Origin of the sequence: Fictibacillus solisalsi (assembly GCF_900103485.1) — a bacterium.
GTDB classification, from domain to species: domain Bacteria; phylum Bacillota; class Bacilli; order Bacillales; family Fictibacillaceae; genus Fictibacillus_C; species Fictibacillus_C solisalsi.
Window position 1 is genome coordinate 2,917,494 of sequence record NZ_FNHW01000001.1, and the last position, 15,690, is coordinate 2,933,183.

General features: G+C 45.7%; 16 protein-coding genes. 2 read left to right on the forward strand and 14 right to left on the reverse strand.

The features are described from left to right. Window positions 1-62 precede the first annotated feature (62 nt). The 4 genes from BLT53_RS14825 to BLT53_RS14840 form a co-directional block, all read right to left on the reverse strand. Window positions 63-416: an avidin-fold protein gene (locus BLT53_RS14825; RefSeq protein WP_090235885.1), complete on the reverse strand. Its 354-nt coding sequence runs from the start codon at window positions 414-416 to the stop codon at window positions 63-65. 551 nt (window positions 417-967) lie between these two features. Beyond that, a complete protein-coding gene (locus tag BLT53_RS14830) occupies window positions 968-2,338 on the reverse strand; it encodes a dipeptidase (RefSeq protein ID WP_090235886.1) in 1,371 nt (456 codons plus the stop codon). Window positions 2,339-2,361: 23 nt separating this feature from the next. Next, window positions 2,362-2,745: an MmcQ/YjbR family DNA-binding protein gene (locus BLT53_RS14835; RefSeq protein WP_090235888.1), complete on the reverse strand. Its 384-nt coding sequence runs from the start codon at window positions 2,743-2,745 to the stop codon at window positions 2,362-2,364. Between the two features lies 1 nt (window position 2,746). Then, window positions 2,747-3,472, reverse strand: coding sequence for an ArsR/SmtB family transcription factor (locus tag BLT53_RS14840; RefSeq protein WP_090236919.1), 726 nt, complete (start codon window positions 3,470-3,472; stop codon window positions 2,747-2,749). Between the two features lie 66 nt (window positions 3,473-3,538). On the opposite strand from BLT53_RS14840, the gene BLT53_RS14845 reads away from it, so the two are divergent. After that, window positions 3,539-4,141, forward strand: coding sequence for a flavin reductase family protein (locus BLT53_RS14845; protein WP_090235889.1), 603 nt, complete (start codon window positions 3,539-3,541; stop codon window positions 4,139-4,141). On the opposite strand, the gene BLT53_RS14850 is transcribed toward BLT53_RS14845, so the two are convergent. From BLT53_RS14850 to BLT53_RS14860, 3 genes are all read right to left on the reverse strand, one after another. Then, entirely contained in the window at window positions 4,142-4,492 is a 351-nt protein-coding gene (locus BLT53_RS14850; RefSeq protein ID WP_090235890.1) for a DUF3147 family protein, read from the reverse strand. Beyond that, window positions 4,476-4,892: a MarR family winged helix-turn-helix transcriptional regulator gene (locus BLT53_RS14855; RefSeq protein ID WP_090235892.1), complete on the reverse strand. Its 417-nt coding sequence runs from the start codon at window positions 4,890-4,892 to the stop codon at window positions 4,476-4,478. Before BLT53_RS14855 ends, BLT53_RS14850 begins: the two co-directional genes overlap by 17 nt. A 77-nt stretch (window positions 4,893-4,969) precedes the next feature. Next, window positions 4,970-6,238: an MDR family MFS transporter gene (locus tag BLT53_RS14860; RefSeq protein ID WP_090235894.1), complete on the reverse strand. Its 1,269-nt coding sequence runs from the start codon at window positions 6,236-6,238 to the stop codon at window positions 4,970-4,972. Window positions 6,239-6,351: 113 nt separating this feature from the next. Here BLT53_RS14860 and BLT53_RS14865 point away from each other — a divergent pair, with 113 nt between their 5' ends. Beyond that, entirely contained in the window at window positions 6,352-8,118 is a 1,767-nt protein-coding gene (locus BLT53_RS14865; RefSeq protein ID WP_090235896.1) for an ABC transporter substrate-binding protein, read from the forward strand. Between the two features lie 42 nt (window positions 8,119-8,160). Here the strand turns inward: BLT53_RS14865 and BLT53_RS14870 are convergent, their stop codons facing one another. The 7 genes from BLT53_RS14870 to BLT53_RS14900 form a co-directional block, all read right to left on the reverse strand. After that, window positions 8,161-9,591: an amino acid permease gene (locus tag BLT53_RS14870; RefSeq protein WP_090235898.1), complete on the reverse strand. Its 1,431-nt coding sequence runs from the start codon at window positions 9,589-9,591 to the stop codon at window positions 8,161-8,163. A 306-nt stretch (window positions 9,592-9,897) separates the two neighbouring features. Further along, a complete protein-coding gene (glpX, locus tag BLT53_RS14875) occupies window positions 9,898-10,863 on the reverse strand; it encodes a class II fructose-bisphosphatase (RefSeq protein WP_090235899.1) in 966 nt (321 codons plus the stop codon). A gap of 90 nt (window positions 10,864-10,953) precedes the next feature. Continuing rightward, window positions 10,954-11,604, reverse strand: coding sequence for a dihydroxyacetone kinase subunit DhaL (gene dhaL, locus BLT53_RS14880; protein ID WP_090235901.1), 651 nt, complete (start codon window positions 11,602-11,604; stop codon window positions 10,954-10,956). A gap of 12 nt (window positions 11,605-11,616) precedes the next feature. Next, the gene (locus BLT53_RS14885) at window positions 11,617-12,621 is read right to left on the reverse strand and encodes a dihydroxyacetone kinase subunit DhaK (RefSeq protein WP_090235902.1); all 1,005 of its coding nucleotides are present in this window, start codon (window positions 12,619-12,621) and stop codon (window positions 11,617-11,619) included. Further along, window positions 12,602-13,084, reverse strand: coding sequence for a ribose 5-phosphate isomerase B (rpiB, locus tag BLT53_RS14890; protein WP_090235905.1), 483 nt, complete (start codon window positions 13,082-13,084; stop codon window positions 12,602-12,604). The genes BLT53_RS14885 and rpiB overlap by 20 nt, the downstream gene beginning before the upstream one ends. 39 nt (window positions 13,085-13,123) lie before the next feature. Continuing rightward, complete coding sequence (locus BLT53_RS14895) at window positions 13,124-14,398, reverse strand: MFS transporter (RefSeq protein WP_211516911.1); 1,275 nt, start codon at window positions 14,396-14,398, stop codon at window positions 13,124-13,126. Window positions 14,399-14,461: 63 nt separating this feature from the next. Then, entirely contained in the window at window positions 14,462-15,577 is a 1,116-nt protein-coding gene (locus tag BLT53_RS14900) for an MDR/zinc-dependent alcohol dehydrogenase-like family protein (RefSeq protein WP_211516912.1), read from the reverse strand. Between the last annotated feature and the right edge of the window lie 113 nt (window positions 15,578-15,690).

Genomic DNA, 15,690 nt, shown 5'->3' on the forward strand with positions numbered 1-15,690 from the left:
ACCATACATTCCCAGAAGGAAATGGCGGGCAAAAGAAAACGGTGCAAAAGCACCGTGGGACCTTAAACACTTGTTTTCAGTTTATTTGCGCTTTGGGAATAACATAGCATGCTTTCTATGGCCCAGCCATTCATTCCCTGCCAGCTCCCTGATAATTTCAAGGATCCATCTGAAAGACGTTCAGGAAACAGTCTGCCTTCACCGCTCCGCAGTTCATTTTTAGTATTTACGTGATGGTACGTAAAATGCAGTTCTCCGTGCTGGTTTACCATACCAACAAACCTTCCGCATTGGATTTCTTCCCCTGTATAAGTGGCATGTACAATCAACCCTTCCTGAATGCAGGTGAAAAAAATAGGTGAATCCGCATCGTGTACCGGCACAGACACAAACTTTTTATTGTGATAGGTAGCCATTGGTTTACACGCCTCTCCTTTTATTCTCAGGCTTGTAGTACTTATCTTTATGCAACTATACGGAATTATGGCTATAAAAAATAGAAATCCGTTACATTTTCTAACCGTAAATTTCAATTGATAAATCTCTTATGCTTAGATTATGACACTTCTGGAAAAATCCTTGTCAGATTATCGTGCATGAATTGTCTACTTCTATTTTCTTATCGCCTGTACTTATGTGTATCCGCCTTTCCATAGAAATAAACGACATAAGCTAACATATTTCCCGGAAAATAATCGACATCGTGTATTATCTAGTCTTTTACAGCTGCACCGGCTTGTTCGTTCCTGAGCAGCCTTTGCAGCTTCCTTTCTGTTGTCCAAATTTGATTACATTAATGGGCTTATGATTATCTTGAGGTCTACGCCCTGAACAATTACATCCTTTTTTCACCACAACTGTCACCTCCTGCTACTAAACTATTCAGTTTCCACTACCCCTGCTTGTACATGACCAGCACAAAAAAACCCTTGCTGTCTAAACAACAAGGGCATTCCGGAATTTATTATTACATTTTGGCTAGATCGTTCCAATAATGGCACAGCACACGCAGTCCCTTATCAAAATTCTCTAAATGAAAATGCTCATTTGGTGCATGGAAATTTTCACTCGGCAGGCCGAACCCCATTAAAACAACCGGCAAATTAAACAGTTGTTTAAAAGTCGCAACAATGGGAATGGAACCTCCACTTCTGATATAGGTCGTTTTGACATCATATACTTGTTCATAAGCAGCTCCGGCGGCTTGGACATAAGGATGATCAATCGGTGTTAGAAAAGGGTAGCCCTGGTCAAATGGTGTAAATTCCACGTCCACACCGGCAGGAAGGTGTTGATTGATATGCTGCTTGAGCAGCACCACTATTTTGGCAGGGTCCTGATTGGGCACCAGGCGGCACGAGATCTTTGCATGTGCAGAGGAGGGCAATACGGTTTTCAGACCACCGCCTTGATATCCGCCATAGATGCCATTCACTTCAAGTGTCGGACGTGTCCAGGTCTGCTCAAGGTAGGTATATCCTTTCTCTCCGGCTAGCTCATTGACCCCAAGTTCCTGTTTTACCCCCTCCTCATTAAACGCCAGTGAGGCAAATTCCTCTTTTTCCTGTTCGGTAGCTACTAAAACATCATCATAAAAGCCATCCACAAGAATGCGACCGTCCTCGCTGCGGAAGGAATCCACAATTTGTACAAGGGCATGTATTGGATTTTGCACTCCCCCTCCATAAAGTCCGGAATGGATGTCTCCTTTCGGTCCCCTGACATCGATTTGAAGTCCGCATAAGCCTCTTAGCCCGTAAGTGATCGATGGTTTTCCTTTTTCAATCATTCCTGTATCGGAGACAACCACAAGGTCAGCCTCCAACAGATCTTTATGTTCTTCTGCAAACGCAGGAAGATTCGGGCTTCCCATTTCTTCTTCTCCTTCAATACAGAACTTGAAGTTAAGCGGCAATGTCCCTGCCGTTTCAAGAATGGCCTCCAGGGCTTTCAAATGCATAAAGGTCTGTCCTTTGTCGTCACTCGCTCCACGGGCATAAATCTTTTCATCACGGATTTCCGCAGAAAAAGGAGGGCTGTGCCAGAGTTCCACAGGATCCACGGGCTGTACATCATAATGGCCATAAATCAGCACGGTTGGCTTGCCTTCCGCTTTCATCCAATCTCCATAGACGACCGGATGCCCTTTTGTTTCATAGACTTTAACGTTATCCATTCCCAATCTCTTTAAGGACTCTGCCATCCATTCCGCCGCTTTTTCAATATCACCTTTATGTTCGGGCAGGGTGGAAATACTCGGGATCGCCAAAAAGTCTTTTAATTGGCTCAAATGGGTATCTCTGTTGTTCACCAGGTAATCTTCTATTTTTTGATTCACGTTATGTACTTCCTTTCCTTTATTTAATGGCCTTCCTGCATCATTTTAATCAGCCGTTTGGGTGCTGTCCGGCAATAGGCTTCATGGATAAGACCTCTAATTTCTTCCCAATTTATCTCTTCTGAATTGTAAACCGAGGTCCAGCCATGATGGCCGATATAGGCCGGCCTGAAGAACCGCTCCTCCTGCAAAAGGATTTCCTGTGTTTCTGGCAGTGTCTTAATCGCCATGGAGGTTCCGTGTTCGTTCTCTCCCATAATGATGAAAGGTTTATCCTTCACCCTGAATGAAGTATGGCCAAAGCCATCCATATGCTCCACTGTTTCTGGAAATAAAGTACAGATTCCACGGACGTTTTCAAGCATTCTCAGTCCTGACTCTGATTGAACTTTTTTATGGACAGACATTTTATTTTTCCTCCGATGAAAGATCTATTCCAAATGTTCTCTTGAATCCGTTTATCCCAGCATCCGTAATTTTTACCGCACGATGATGTGGAACCCGCTGCATCCACCCCAGCTCCAGAAACCGTTCCAACAGAGCATTTCCTAATGATCCAGCCAGATGATGGCGCCGTTCACTCCAATCCAGGCACCGGTGAGAGAAAGAGCGGCGCTTCTTGCTTATTCTTTCGAGATCAATACCCATTTCACCAAAAAAACGAACACCTTCTTCCGGTATGATGAAATTCTCTTTTTCTTCTTTCAGAAATCCAGCTTTCAGCAGGGCATCTGTCAGCTGAACGCCAACATTTCCAGCAAGGTGGTCATAACATGTTCTCGCATATCGAATCGCCTTATCCTGAGAGGACTGTTTCAGCGATTTTATTTTTACAGGCGGCGCAATGAAAAGCAGTGATTCCATCACCTTTGCAACCTCTTCATTAAGGATACCGTAATACCGGTGCCGCCCTTGCTTTTCTAATGCAATCACACCAGCCTCTTGCATTTTAGACAAGTGAAAGCTGGCCGTCTGTGGTTTTATACCTGCCCTATACGCTAGTTCACTTGCTGTATGAAACCTTCCATCCATTAAGACGGTCAGCATAGCGGCACGCGAAGATTCACTTACGATCGATGCGATTTCCGCCACATTGGATTGTGCCAATTGATCATCGCCTCCATTTACATCCATACTTCGATGAATATCGAAAAATTCCTGCTCTACAATAAATACAAATAAAGAAAAGGGGAAGAACCAATGAAAAATACCCAAACAATTACACCAAAAATCCTCTACTACGGTACACCGGTCATCCTTCTTACCACCTTAAATGAAGACCACACTACTAATATCAGCCCGATCTCATCGTCATGGGCGCTTGGAAATAGTGTTGTTTTAGGAATTGGGCTTGGCGGAAAAGCCATTGAAAATCTGAAACGCACTTCTGAATGTGTGTTAAACATTCCTGATGCTTCGCTCTGGAAGCAAGTCGAGATGCTCGCTCCTTATACGGGAACTGATCCAGTCCCAGACTTTAAAAAGAACTTAGGGTTTACCTACAAGAAAGACAAATTCGCGGTTGCTGGCTTCTCATCGTCCTCATCTATCAGCGTTAAACCTGATCGAATTCTGGAATGCCCCTTGCAAATTGAAGCCAAAGTAATGCACATTCGTATCCCGGAATATTCACCATTCTTTGCTATCGTAGAAACGGAATCCGTTCATGTTCACGCCCATTCAGGCATAGTAAAAGGAGAAAATCATATCGATCCTGCCAAATGGAATCCATTAATCTATAATTTCCGGCACTATTTTGGCCTTGCAGAAGAGCTTGGCAAAACGTATCGTTCGGAAACATAACTAGCGGAAGTTGAACAGTACACCTGATAGAAGGAATTTTTGCAGAAGCAGGCACAATCCCCAGCCACCTACACCAAGTACGACTGACAGTAAGAAAGGGAGCGAATGCTTTAAAGAAAGGGCTACAATAAAAATTAGAACAATAGTGCTCGGAAGTCCATAAAGCACGCCATATAAAAACTGGCTTAAGTGTTCACCCCGCTCGCCCTGTGTGTAGAGCCAAAAGAGACTGAGGAGGCTGACAAGCGGCAGGGCGGCAAGGATTCCTCCAAAACGAGGGGAATGTTTGGCTAATGCCGTAATGATACCAATGACGAGAGCGGAAACGGTAATTTTAACGACCGTATACATTCCTGGCCTCCTCTCTCAGTTTCTTAAAAACAGCCATTGCACTCAGCTGTTCCTCCTCACTTAAATGATCGAGAACAATTTTTAGTTTTTGGTCGTCCAGTTCCGAGTTTCGTTTTAGTACTTCTTCACCCGTTTCTGTCAGCTTTACATACACCGTTCTTTTATCTATGGGGGATCGTTCCTTTTGGAGATATCCTTTTTCCATCAGCCGCTTTACATGTTCGGAGGCAGAGTGGTGTGTAACCCCAAGCACTTTTGCAAGATCGGCGACAGAAGCTTTTGTCTTCTTTTTGACTGCCTGCATGCAGCGCACGTTCTGATGGGTCAATTTTTCCTCGTGTTTGTAATGGAGAAAATAATACAAGTCTGTCCAGCATTCATTAAAAAACTCAACATCCATTTTGTTGTCACCTCATTTTATATCGTATAACACGATATAAAATTCTGCAAGAAGGAGCACTTTATAGCCCCTCCTTTTTAGATAGCAGCTGCTTTTTTGGTTCCTTTTTCACCTTCTTTTTTCAATGGCCCTGTCACTTTTGTAAAGCAGTAGATTCCGAGCATTCCAGAAACGAGATAGGCAAGTGCCATTCCCCATGAGGGAACAAAGGAACCGATCGTGATTCCGGCAGCACCAAGAATTTTCGCCACCTGAAAGGTTAGTCCCTGTACAGCCATATATGAGCTCCGCGCATCATCATTCACGATGTCGGCCATCATCGATTGTTTAACCGGCACATACATAAGTTCACCTATGGTTGCGATGAAAATGCAAACCACCAGCAGGATGGCAGAGTTGCTGTATCCAAGTACCGCATAGCCTGCGGTGTACATCCAAAATCCTGTATAGATCACTTTATGGTCAGAATACTTTCGCATCCATCTGGTAACCAGTATGGTACCAGAAACGACGAGCAAGGTGTTGAATGTCCGAAGCCAGCTGATCATTCGTAAACCGTCAAGGCGATACGTGAACATATCGCCCAGCGATACACTGTGTGATACGAACTCTTCTTCAAGCCGGACAGAGATATAATTACCCATTTGGAACTCAATACCTACGATCAGGGTTGAAGCGATACAGAACCATAAAAACAATTGATCCTTCATCACTGTTTGGTAATTAGCTGCCATGTCCTTGAAGACATTGATCTTTTCAGAAACAGAAACTGTCTGCGTAAACGATTCCTTCATTACAAAGGTAACAAGATACAGCGTGATAATGCTTACTGTCGTGATGGCGATAAACAGCTCGAAGCGGTGCGACTTGAACAGAAAGCCGCCGACAATGGAACCAAGCGCGATCGACAGGTTCACTGCCCAATAATTAATACTGTACATAAATTTCCGGTTTTCCTTCGTACTCACATCAATCAGCATCGCTTCAGCTGCCGGGTTCATCAATCCGGAGCTGACACTTTGGATAAGCATCATAAAAGAAGTAATCCATGCGGAGTCATACCATGGTGAATTGGCCGCTGTCATAAACAAAAAAGCAATGACAGTGAACAGCTGTCCGATCACCATCACCTTTTTCCGTCCCACGCGGTCCGCTACATATCCTCCGTAAAAACCCACCAGGATGGAGACGAATACGTTGATCAGCAGGATGATTCCTGCCAGTGCTTGACCAATCTTATCCGATAGGTAGATTGCCATGAACGGAAAGATCATCGTCCCTACCACACGCGTCATGAAAGAAGTAATGATTCTGATTTTAATATTCGGGTGCAAATTTTTAAACATGCATTTCCCTCCTTTTTCCAACCCTTTATCTGCTGTTTATTTTCCTCTAGTAAAAGGGGAAGAAAAAGTGTAAAATTCAAAAAAGAATTTCACCTTTTAAGGAGGGAACCAGCATGGAAATCCTTGATTACTACATTACCCTTCGTCTTCAGCATTCTGAGCATAATGACGACCATCCCGCAGAAGTCACCGTCAGCCAGCTGGAATCCTTGTTTTATTGCACGAAACGAAACGTCAACCTGCTTTTAAAGCGGATGGGCGAAGAAAGATGGCTTACCTGGGTTCCAGGTAAAGGACGGGGCAACCGATCGAAAGTGCATTTTCATTACAACCTGGAGGAAGCTGCAGAAGCTTATTTTTCAAAACTTCTCACAAAAAACCAGATTGCAGAAGCAGCGGAGTTTATTAAACGTCCCCTCTTGCCGGAACCTCTCGCTCAAAAACTGCAGATGCAGATGCAGAACAACTTCGGCCTACAGGTAAAGCAAACTGTCTCGAGTTCCGTGGACTTGCTTAAAATTCCGATGAGGCGGCCTCTCGCTGCCCTGGATCCTGCCTTTTCCTACACAGCAGCCGAAGCCCACTTTGTCCGTCAGATCTTTGATACACTGATCAACTTCAATTCGGTCACTGAAACCTTCGAACCTCACCTTGCCCATCACTGGGAAGTGAATTCAGAGCATACCGAGTGGACGTTCTACTTGCGAAAAAGCGTGAGGTTTCACCATGGCAGACATCTTACTTCACAGGATGTCAAATACTCGCTGGAGCGATTAAAGGACCCTGCTGTTCAATCACCGTTTCGCCACCTTTTTTCTGAGATTCAATCGATTAAACCATTTCATGAATACGGAATTACAATGACGTTAAAACGGCCGAATGTTTTCTTTCTGCATTATCTCAGTTCCTTCAACGCGGCTATCCTTCCTCAGGATGTCCCTATCGTGACAGGGAGGGAACTGAGTGGTACTGGCCCATTTAAAGTGACGGAATATAACGATCGCGTATTTGTGCTCGAAGCCTTTGATGACCATTTCAACGGCAGGCCGCTTCTAGACCGTGTCGAGCTTTGGTTTGTGGAACTTGATCCTGACCGTATCGTCGATTATGAACTGCCCGGAAGCGGAACAACCAAGAACCGGCATATGAAAGTAAACAATACAGGGTCCCGCTATCTCGTCTTTAACTTCCAAAGGGAAGGACCGCATCATGACCTTTATTTCCGCCAGGCAATCGATGAGCTGATCGATCCCAACCAGCTTATTTCTGAACTCGGCGGACGCCGGGGCAGTCCGGCCAGCAGTTTATGGCCGGAACGCAGTGAACGATCATCATTTCCCCCATCCTCAATAGCGCGCGCCCGCTCGCTATTGAAGAAAAGCTCGTACAATGGAGAAGTACTTACGTTTAAATTTCTGGATTACACGAGTGAAGGACTTCGAGAGGCGGAGTGGATTCAGGTTCAGTTTCGCGAGGCGGGTATTCACGTTAATTTGTCGCCCTATTCACTCCTGGATGCCGAGCAGCATGATGGAGAAATTATATCCAAAGGGGAGGTGCTCGAACGGGATGCCCAATATGGCTTTCTTTCCTTTTTGAAAGGCGAACGCAGCATGCGGACCCTCCTAACTTCTGAGCAAATTGGGGTGCTTGACCGTTACTTGGGGGAGTTTTTACAAGAAGAGGATTATGAAAAACGGGAAGAGATCATCGACAGTATTGAAACATATTTTTGTGAACAAAAGATCCTTCTCCACCTGTATCACATCGCAAAGGAATGGAACTATCCTGCTTTGCTGAAAGGTATCCGGCTGAACGATTTTGGCTGGGCTGATTTCAGGAAGCTGTGGGTGAAGCCGGAGATTAAAAAAACGAAATGAAAAAAGGACCAACCTCCAGTGGGTTGGTCTTTTGTAATCCATTTAGTGTTCAGCCGAAACGGAAGATACCGTCTCTTTCTGACGCTTTTTTTTGGTAATAAGGGGATAAATAATAAAACCGGCAAGGAACAAGCCAATGCCAAGGCCGAATGTTTTCAAATCTGCGGTCCCGGTTTTGATGACCCAGATGGAATAAACAAGAGCAATAATGGCAATCAATCCATCCTTCCACCTGCTAACTTTCATGCCTTCCAATGCTTCCCCTTTGAGTGTAAGCTTCAAGAAGAACGCCGCTGAAACAAGATATGGAATCAAATAGGCGAGCGTAGCGGCGGTCGTTAAGAACGTATAGGCCTGACTGATTGTTCCTGAGATGGTTGAAAAAATTAATAGTTGTGACATGGCATTCGTTACAGTCAAGGAACGGACAGGGCTCCCTTTTTTATTTACTTTTGCAAAATAGGAAGGAAACACTCCTTTTTTTGCTGCCTGAAAGGGGACTTCAGAACTCAATAGGATCCATCCGATCGTTGCACCGAACAAGGAAACAAGCGCGAGCAGTGCCATGATGTTTGCACCTGCGCTTCCAATCAAGGCAGAAAGAGCATCAACGAACGGTTTGTCTGATGCCTTAAGCACATCTTGCGGCAATATCCCCATCATGAGAAGTGTGATTGCCATATAAATCACAAGAGCCACGATAAGCCCAAAGATTGTTGCACGGCTTACATCACGCTGGGATTTGGCACGTCCGGACAAAACAACAGCCGATTCGATCCCGATAAACGCCCAGAGCGTGGAAATCGCGGCCATTTGGACCTGGCTGAACAATCCGTGTGAAGCACCGGCATTATCAGTAACCGGCGTGTAAAACTGACCAAAATTTGAAGATTGAAACGCAAAAACAGCTGCGACAATAAAGAGCGTAAATCCGGCCACCTTAGATGCTGTCGCAATAAAGTTCAGCTTTCCGGCACCGTTCATACTGCTTACTAAAATAAAGTGAATCCCCCAAAGCAATACCGTACAAACCACAAATGTGACCAGATGTCCGAGAGAAATTTTTTGTGAACCGATAGAGAAAACGGTGTTCCCTGCTTTCATGATCGGGAAAAACGTGGAAAGATAGCCGGCAAAACTTGTTACCATTGCCACATTACTGATCCAGTTGGCAATCCAATAGCCCCATACCATGCTGAAGCTCGCTATGTTTCCAACCTTTTCTGATTGAAATAATGCCTTCGCGTAGCTTTGCGGACCCGCTGTTAAATCGGGACGACGGATCGACAGTTTACTGAAGATAAGAGCGACCATCATGACTCCAAAACCCGTAACTAGCCATGCAATCGTTACCCCCAGCGGACTTGCAGTCTGGGCCAGGGTACTCGGCAGCATAAAAATCCCCGACCCAACCATATTTCCAATAACGAAGGCGGCCAACAGCCAAAACCCCCATTTTTTCGTTGTATCCATTGAACATTTCCTTCCTTATATATGAAAACGCAAAAAAACGCATGGTTTTTCACCACCGCGCCTCTTGAGAAACCATTTTAAAATATTTTATTACTTTACCATGGTAGAATATCAGATAACTAAAGATAAGTCAATCCTATTGAATGGTGAGCTGATTAAAGTCACGGTCAAAATGAGCGATTTGCAGTCAATTTTTTAAGGTTTGCGGACAACTTTGCCGGATTTCCTTCAGGCAACATTCTCATTTTTCCGGGCAAGTGGCATCACCACACCCTGCCCCATTACAAAAAACAACCCGCCATTTACCTAGTGGCGGGTTTCAACAAACTGAAAGTTATTTCCTCGTCCTCCGATGGTGATGAATGAATGCGTCAGCATAGAGCCATCTGCCTTTTTACGAACACCGTTCAGCAAGATGCCATCAGTGATGCCTGTCGCGACAAAAAAACACCGGTCACTTCTCACCATATCATCCAGCCGTAAAATACGATCTGGATCGCTCAACCCCATTCCAACACAGCGATTGAACTCCTCCTCGTTCTGGCAAATGAGCTGCGCTTGAAAATCTCCTCCAAGACTTCGCAAAGCAACTGCAGCAATGACCCCCTCAGGCGCCCCACCTGTACCTACAAGCAGATCGACATCAATGTCCTCAATTCCAGTGGCAATCGCCCCTGTAACGTCACCGTCCGAAAAGAGTTTCACTTTCGCTCCTGCCTCAAACACCTCTTGAATCAGGGACTGGTGACGGTTCCGGTCTTGAATCATGACCGTAACCTCACTTATGTCTTTTCCAAGGCAGCGAGCGACCGAGCAGATATTCTCCGTTAATGGTGCCTCAATATCAATCTTTCCTTTAGCTTTCGGACCAACTGCAATTTTTCTCATATACATATCCGGCGCATGAAGCAAATGTCCTTTTTCGGCAACAGCAATCACCGTCAACGCATTATCCATTCCTTTTGACATTAAGGTTGTCCCTTCCACTGGATCAACCGCAATGTCTACCAGTGGGCCTCTGCCTGTTCCTACTCGTTCACCGATATAAAGCATTGGAGCCTCGTCCAATTCGCCTTCTCCAATCACAACGGTCCCGTCCATCGCAATAGATCCCATTCTTGTACGCATGGCTTCGGTTCCAGCACCATCCGCTTCATTTTTCTTTCCTTTGCCGACCCAGGGATACGAAGAGAGGGCCGCTTCCTGTGCAACGGCGAGAAAATCCATCGCCAATTGCTGAATATCCTCTTTGTTATCCAATTTCATGCTCATGCTATTCCTCCCCACCTTTTTATGGACATAGAAAAAGAGGGCTGCATCCTGACGATTTTTCAGTTCAGCTGCCCTCTTGCTTTTTACGTATTAAGCCGTCTGGACGGATGTCATTACCGATTCAAATGCTTTTAAAATAAGGTGGGAAGAAGTGGCGCCCGGGTCCTGATTGCCGAGTGAACGCTCTCCCAAACGGCTGGACCTTCCTTTTTTTGATATAAGATCTTTCGTCGATTCCATGCCTTCCTTTGAAGATGCAACCGCTTTTGAAAACGCCTCTGCAAAACTGCCGGAACTAGCATATTCCTGTTTTAGCGTTTCCAGTGCAGGCTGCAACGTGTCGATCATTGTTTTATCTCCCACTTCCGCCTGTCCTCTTTCCTTTACTCCTTCAATAAAAGCGGTCCAGAAATTGTAAAGATCTTCTCCGGTAAGCTCATTTTTGCCCTGAAGTTCCTTTCCTCCCCGGAGGAATCCTGTCGCATAAAGAGGACCTACGGTTGAACCAACCGCACTCAGAAAGGTACGGCCGGCGGAGATGCTGATTTTTCCGCAATCATTTTCATCTTTCAATTCATTGTTCAACTTTCCCAGAACTGCCTGCCAGCCAATGGACATGGTCACACCATGGTCCCCGTCCCCAAGCTTGCGGTCAAGCTCCGACAAGTAGTCTTTATTTTCCTCAACCGTTTCCACAACACGCTGTAAAAAGGCTTTTAAATCCTTTGCTGAAAAAGACATGTGATCTCCTCCTTATCGTTGAACATACATCGGACAATCCGCCGCTGCATCCACAAATTCTGTTAGTTCATCATCAAGCTTAATCAAGCTAACGGAACATCCACCCATTTCAAGTGAAGTACTGTAATCACCCACAAAAGAACGGTGTATGGTGATGCCCTTTTCGCTTAAGATCTGTTCGACTCGCCGGTAAACAATATAAAGTTCCATTTTGGTGGTCGATCCTAAGCCGTTTACAAGAACAGCGACTTTTTCTCCTTCGCCAACTGGCATATCAGCCAGAATATCCTGAACGAGGCGGTCCGCCACCTGGTCTGCAGGCTGGAGATCTCCCTTTTCCACTCCTGGTTCTCCATGATGCCCCAGACCGATTTCCATCTCGTTTTCTTCCAATTCAAAGCTTGGTTTTCCGGTTTGCGGAAGTGAGCAAGGTGAAAGTCCGACTCCCATCGTACGGGTATGATCATTTGCCTTTTTGGCTGCCCGAACCACTTCTTCCAGACTATATCCTTTTTCCGATGCGGCACCCGCTACCTTCGTGACAAAAAATTCTCCCGCAATGCCGCGGCGCTTCTCCTTTTCTTCTTTTGGAGCTGAAGCGACGTCATCCGTGACAATGACTCTTCCGACCTGGATGTCCGCTTCAAGCTCAGCCAATTCAGCAGCCATGCTAAAGTTCATGAGGTCTCCTGCGTAATTTCCATATACGTAGATGACACCGGCTCCTTTATCAATCGCCTTTGTCGCTTCAAGAATCGGATCTGGCGGTGGTGAAGCGAAAATATTTCCCACCGCAACACCGTCAGCCATCCCGGTACCGACATAGCCCATAAAGGCTGGTTCATGTCCGGACCCGCCCCCGATTAAAACACCGACCTTTCCTTCTGCTGTTTCCTTAGCGGTTACAATCGAGCGCCCGTTTTCCTCCAGTACCCGGACATGATGTGGGTGAGCTTTCGCATAGCCTTCGATCATTTCTTCAACGACTCGGTTTGGGTTATTTATAAGTTTTTTCATGCTGAGCACTCTCCCCTTTTAAAAACTCTTGCTCCTTGTCTGTGATCTGCTGTACCTTTCTTCCGGAATTGCCCCCGGAGAAGTGAGAATCAAGATATACTTTCACAACCTGTTTGGCGACTTCAACACCAATGACTTTTGCTCCCATCGTCAAAATCTGGGCGTTGTTGCTCAGTTGTGCCCGTTCTGCTGAATACGTATCATGGCAAAGCGCTGCCCGGATGCCGGGTACCTTTCCTGCAGCGATGGCTACACCAATCCCTGTACCGCAGCATAAAATTCCACGGTCCAGCTTGTTCTTCATAATGTCCTGCCCAACTTCAAAAGCCACTTCCGGATAATCCACCTCAGAGCATGAATGGCAGCCATAATCAATGACTTCGTGCCCCAATTCTTGTATATAGCTTTTTACGCTTTCTTTCATGTCAAAGGCATTATGGTCGGAACCCAATCCTATCCTCATTATGCAACTCCCTTTCTCTCTATTTTAGATGTATCGCTACTACGCTTTTTGCGCGTTTTGGAATTCCTCCAGGGAAACTCTTTCCGCTTCTTCTGCTTCTTTCTTGGAAAGAGTGACAAATTTCATCAGCACAGCACTGATCAAATAAAGGCCTGTGTAAATCCAGATCACACCCACTGTATCCACCAATCCGATAAAAGCTCCAACAATTGCAGGACCAACAAAGGTACTCAATCCAGCACCAAGATTAAGGATGGACATCGCTGCACCGCGGTTTTCCGGTGCAAGTGATGGGATCAGTGCAGACAATGGAACGAAGCCGGCAAGACAAGCACCGTAGCAAGCGGCCACTGCGGTAGCCACAAAATAGTTCGGACCAGCCGCCAGCGGAACATAATAGAAAGCGACTGTGAAAACGGCACATCCCACACCGCCAAACCACATGACCGTGTTTCTCCAGCCCAACTTGTCACCTACAATACCGAATATCAGGTTAAAAATGATGTTGCTCGTCCACAGTGAGCCATAGATCTGCAGCCATTCGGAACGCGTAAAGCCCAAGTCCATCATAAATGCAGGCATGAACACCACAAATCCATAAGCAGCTGAAGTGTTGATGGTTCGAACAATTCCGCCCATACCGATTTTCGGATTTTCAAAAGCAATGGTTACGCCCTTTAAAAGATACTTTAAGGCTTCACTTTTATTTTCAAATTTCTTGCTGTGGTTTTTGTCCTTGTTCAGGAAAATCGCCACAGTTGCACCAAGAAGTACGAAAATGAGCGCACTCCAAAGGGTTTTCATTTCCCCCAAAACCGGAAGTGCAAAGCTTGAGTAGTAGGCTCCAAGCACGTTCAATCCGCCGCTAAAGGCAAACCAGAACCAGCCCACTGCCGTGCCAAGCTTATCGGATGGCGCATAGTACGTTACCCATACGAGGAACGAATACGCGAAAAGCGGATAGCCGAGTCCGCGTAATGCATAAGTTGGCAGAATGATGGCCAGGTTCATGCTGGTGATTCCGAACGTAAGGAAAACCAGTGTGCCGGCTACAAACAGGGAAAGTCCAAGCATCATCGCTTTTCTTGGACCGAGCACTTCCGCAAGCACCCCGGAAAGCCAGGCCGCTACCGCTACCGCAAAGCCATATACACTAAAGACCAGCGCGGACTGCTGCACGGATAACCCATGATCTGTAAAGTAGGAAGATAACCAACCCAGTTCAAGGCCGTCTCCCATCATAAAAATCAATACACCGAAATAACCTAATGCCATTTTCCGGTCCATGCCCAATTTACCTAATAGCCCGTCCATTTTGCTTCCTCCCTTGCTCATTTTTATAGTGAAACGGCTGCCTCTTCATCAGCCGCACGATGGTTACAGATTTGGGTTAAGCACAACTTTCAGAGATTTCGCTCCATTTTTCACCAACTGGAATCCTTCCTCAAACTCCTCCAAAGGAAGCGTGTGGGTGACCACACCTTCTGTTGGTAAATCTCCATTGGAAATGCCTGTAATGACATGTTCATAGCAGTATGGTCCTAGGTGGGATCCAAGCACATCAAGCTCCTTCCGGTCGCTGATGATGCTCCAGTCTACCGTCACAGGCTCCTTGAATACGCTGAACTCCACAAAACGGCCGAGCTTGCGGATCATCGTTAACCCTTGTTCTACCGATTTTTGTGCTCCTGTGGCTTCAATATAAATGTCACAGCCATAGCCGTCGGTCAGTTCTTTTACAATTGCATTCACATCATCCTTCGCCGGATTGAGTACCATGTCCGCTCCAAACTTTTTAGCCAGCTCCAGCCTCTCTTCAAAAAGATCGAGAACAATCAATTTTCCCGGGCCTGACTTCTTGATAGCACCAATCATGCCAAGTCCGAGTGTACCCGCACCTGCCAGCACGACGACATCACCGAGCTGAATCTGTGCACGCTGTACTGCGTGGAAGGAACATGCATACGGTTCAATCAGAATGGCTTTTTCGATTGGAAGTTCATCAGGCACCTTGTAGTTAATCGCTTCCTTCGTAAATTTCATGTATTCTGCCATGGCACCGTTTACATTACTCTGAAAGCCGTATAAATCATGCTTCTCGCACATCCAGTATTGTCCTCGGTTACAAAAGCGGCAATCCCAGCAAGGAACGATTTGTTCTGAAATGACGCGTTCCCCCACTTCAAATTCGGTAACCCCTTCTCCAAGCTCCACCACATGACCGATAAATTCATGACCCGGAATCATAGGCGCTTTAATATAAGCAGGCTGCTTTTCATCACCCCAGAAGCTTGGTGCCCCGTCAAATGCTTTTAAGTCTCCTGCACAAATCCCGCAAGCTTCGACTTTTACCAAGATCTCACCTTCCCCAACTTCGGGAACCGGAACGGTTTCAAAGCGGTAATCCCCCGGTGCATAAGCGACTACAGCCTTCATGGTTTTAGGAATACTCGTATTCTTTGCTTCTTGATCCGCTACCGTTTTCATGTTCATTACAATCTCTCCCTTAAATTGATTTTTAAAGACCCTTTTTAGATAACGCTTTCATTTCTCTTAGAATAAATTCCTTTCCACCTCTTTTTTATTATTATATTTTTTCTTTTTCT

Excerpts from the sequence above, each read along its gene's own strand:
- BLT53_RS14825 (WP_090235885.1), bottom strand. The coding sequence starts at position 416 with ATGGCTACCTATCACAATAAAAAGTTTGTGTCTGTGCCGGTACACGAT.
- BLT53_RS14835 (WP_090235888.1), bottom strand. The coding sequence starts at position 2,745 with ATGTCTGTCCATAAAAAAGTTCAATCAGAGTCAGGACTGAGAATGCTT.
- BLT53_RS14840 (WP_090236919.1), bottom strand. The coding sequence starts at position 3,472 with ATGGATGTAAATGGAGGCGATGATCAATTGGCACAATCCAATGTGGCG.
- BLT53_RS14845 (WP_090235889.1), top strand. The coding sequence starts at position 3,539 with ATGAAAAATACCCAAACAATTACACCAAAAATCCTCTACTACGGTACA.
- BLT53_RS14850 (WP_090235890.1), bottom strand. The coding sequence starts at position 4,492 with ATGTATACGGTCGTTAAAATTACCGTTTCCGCTCTCGTCATTGGTATC.
- BLT53_RS14855 (WP_090235892.1), bottom strand. The coding sequence starts at position 4,892 with ATGGATGTTGAGTTTTTTAATGAATGCTGGACAGACTTGTATTATTTT.
- BLT53_RS14860 (WP_090235894.1), bottom strand. The coding sequence starts at position 6,238 with ATGTTTAAAAATTTGCACCCGAATATTAAAATCAGAATCATTACTTCT.
- BLT53_RS14865 (WP_090235896.1), top strand. The coding sequence starts at position 6,352 with ATGGAAATCCTTGATTACTACATTACCCTTCGTCTTCAGCATTCTGAG.
- BLT53_RS14870 (WP_090235898.1), bottom strand. The coding sequence starts at position 9,591 with ATGGATACAACGAAAAAATGGGGGTTTTGGCTGTTGGCCGCCTTCGTT.
- glpX (WP_090235899.1), bottom strand. The coding sequence starts at position 10,863 with ATGAGCATGAAATTGGATAACAAAGAGGATATTCAGCAATTGGCGATG.
- dhaL (WP_090235901.1), bottom strand. The coding sequence starts at position 11,604 with ATGTCTTTTTCAGCAAAGGATTTAAAAGCCTTTTTACAGCGTGTTGTG.
- BLT53_RS14885 (WP_090235902.1), bottom strand. The coding sequence starts at position 12,621 with ATGAAAAAACTTATAAATAACCCAAACCGAGTCGTTGAAGAAATGATC.
- rpiB (WP_090235905.1), bottom strand. The coding sequence starts at position 13,084 with ATGAGGATAGGATTGGGTTCCGACCATAATGCCTTTGACATGAAAGAA.
- BLT53_RS14895 (WP_211516911.1), bottom strand. The coding sequence starts at position 14,398 with ATGGACGGGCTATTAGGTAAATTGGGCATGGACCGGAAAATGGCATTA.
- BLT53_RS14900 (WP_211516912.1), bottom strand. The coding sequence starts at position 15,577 with ATGAACATGAAAACGGTAGCGGATCAAGAAGCAAAGAATACGAGTATT.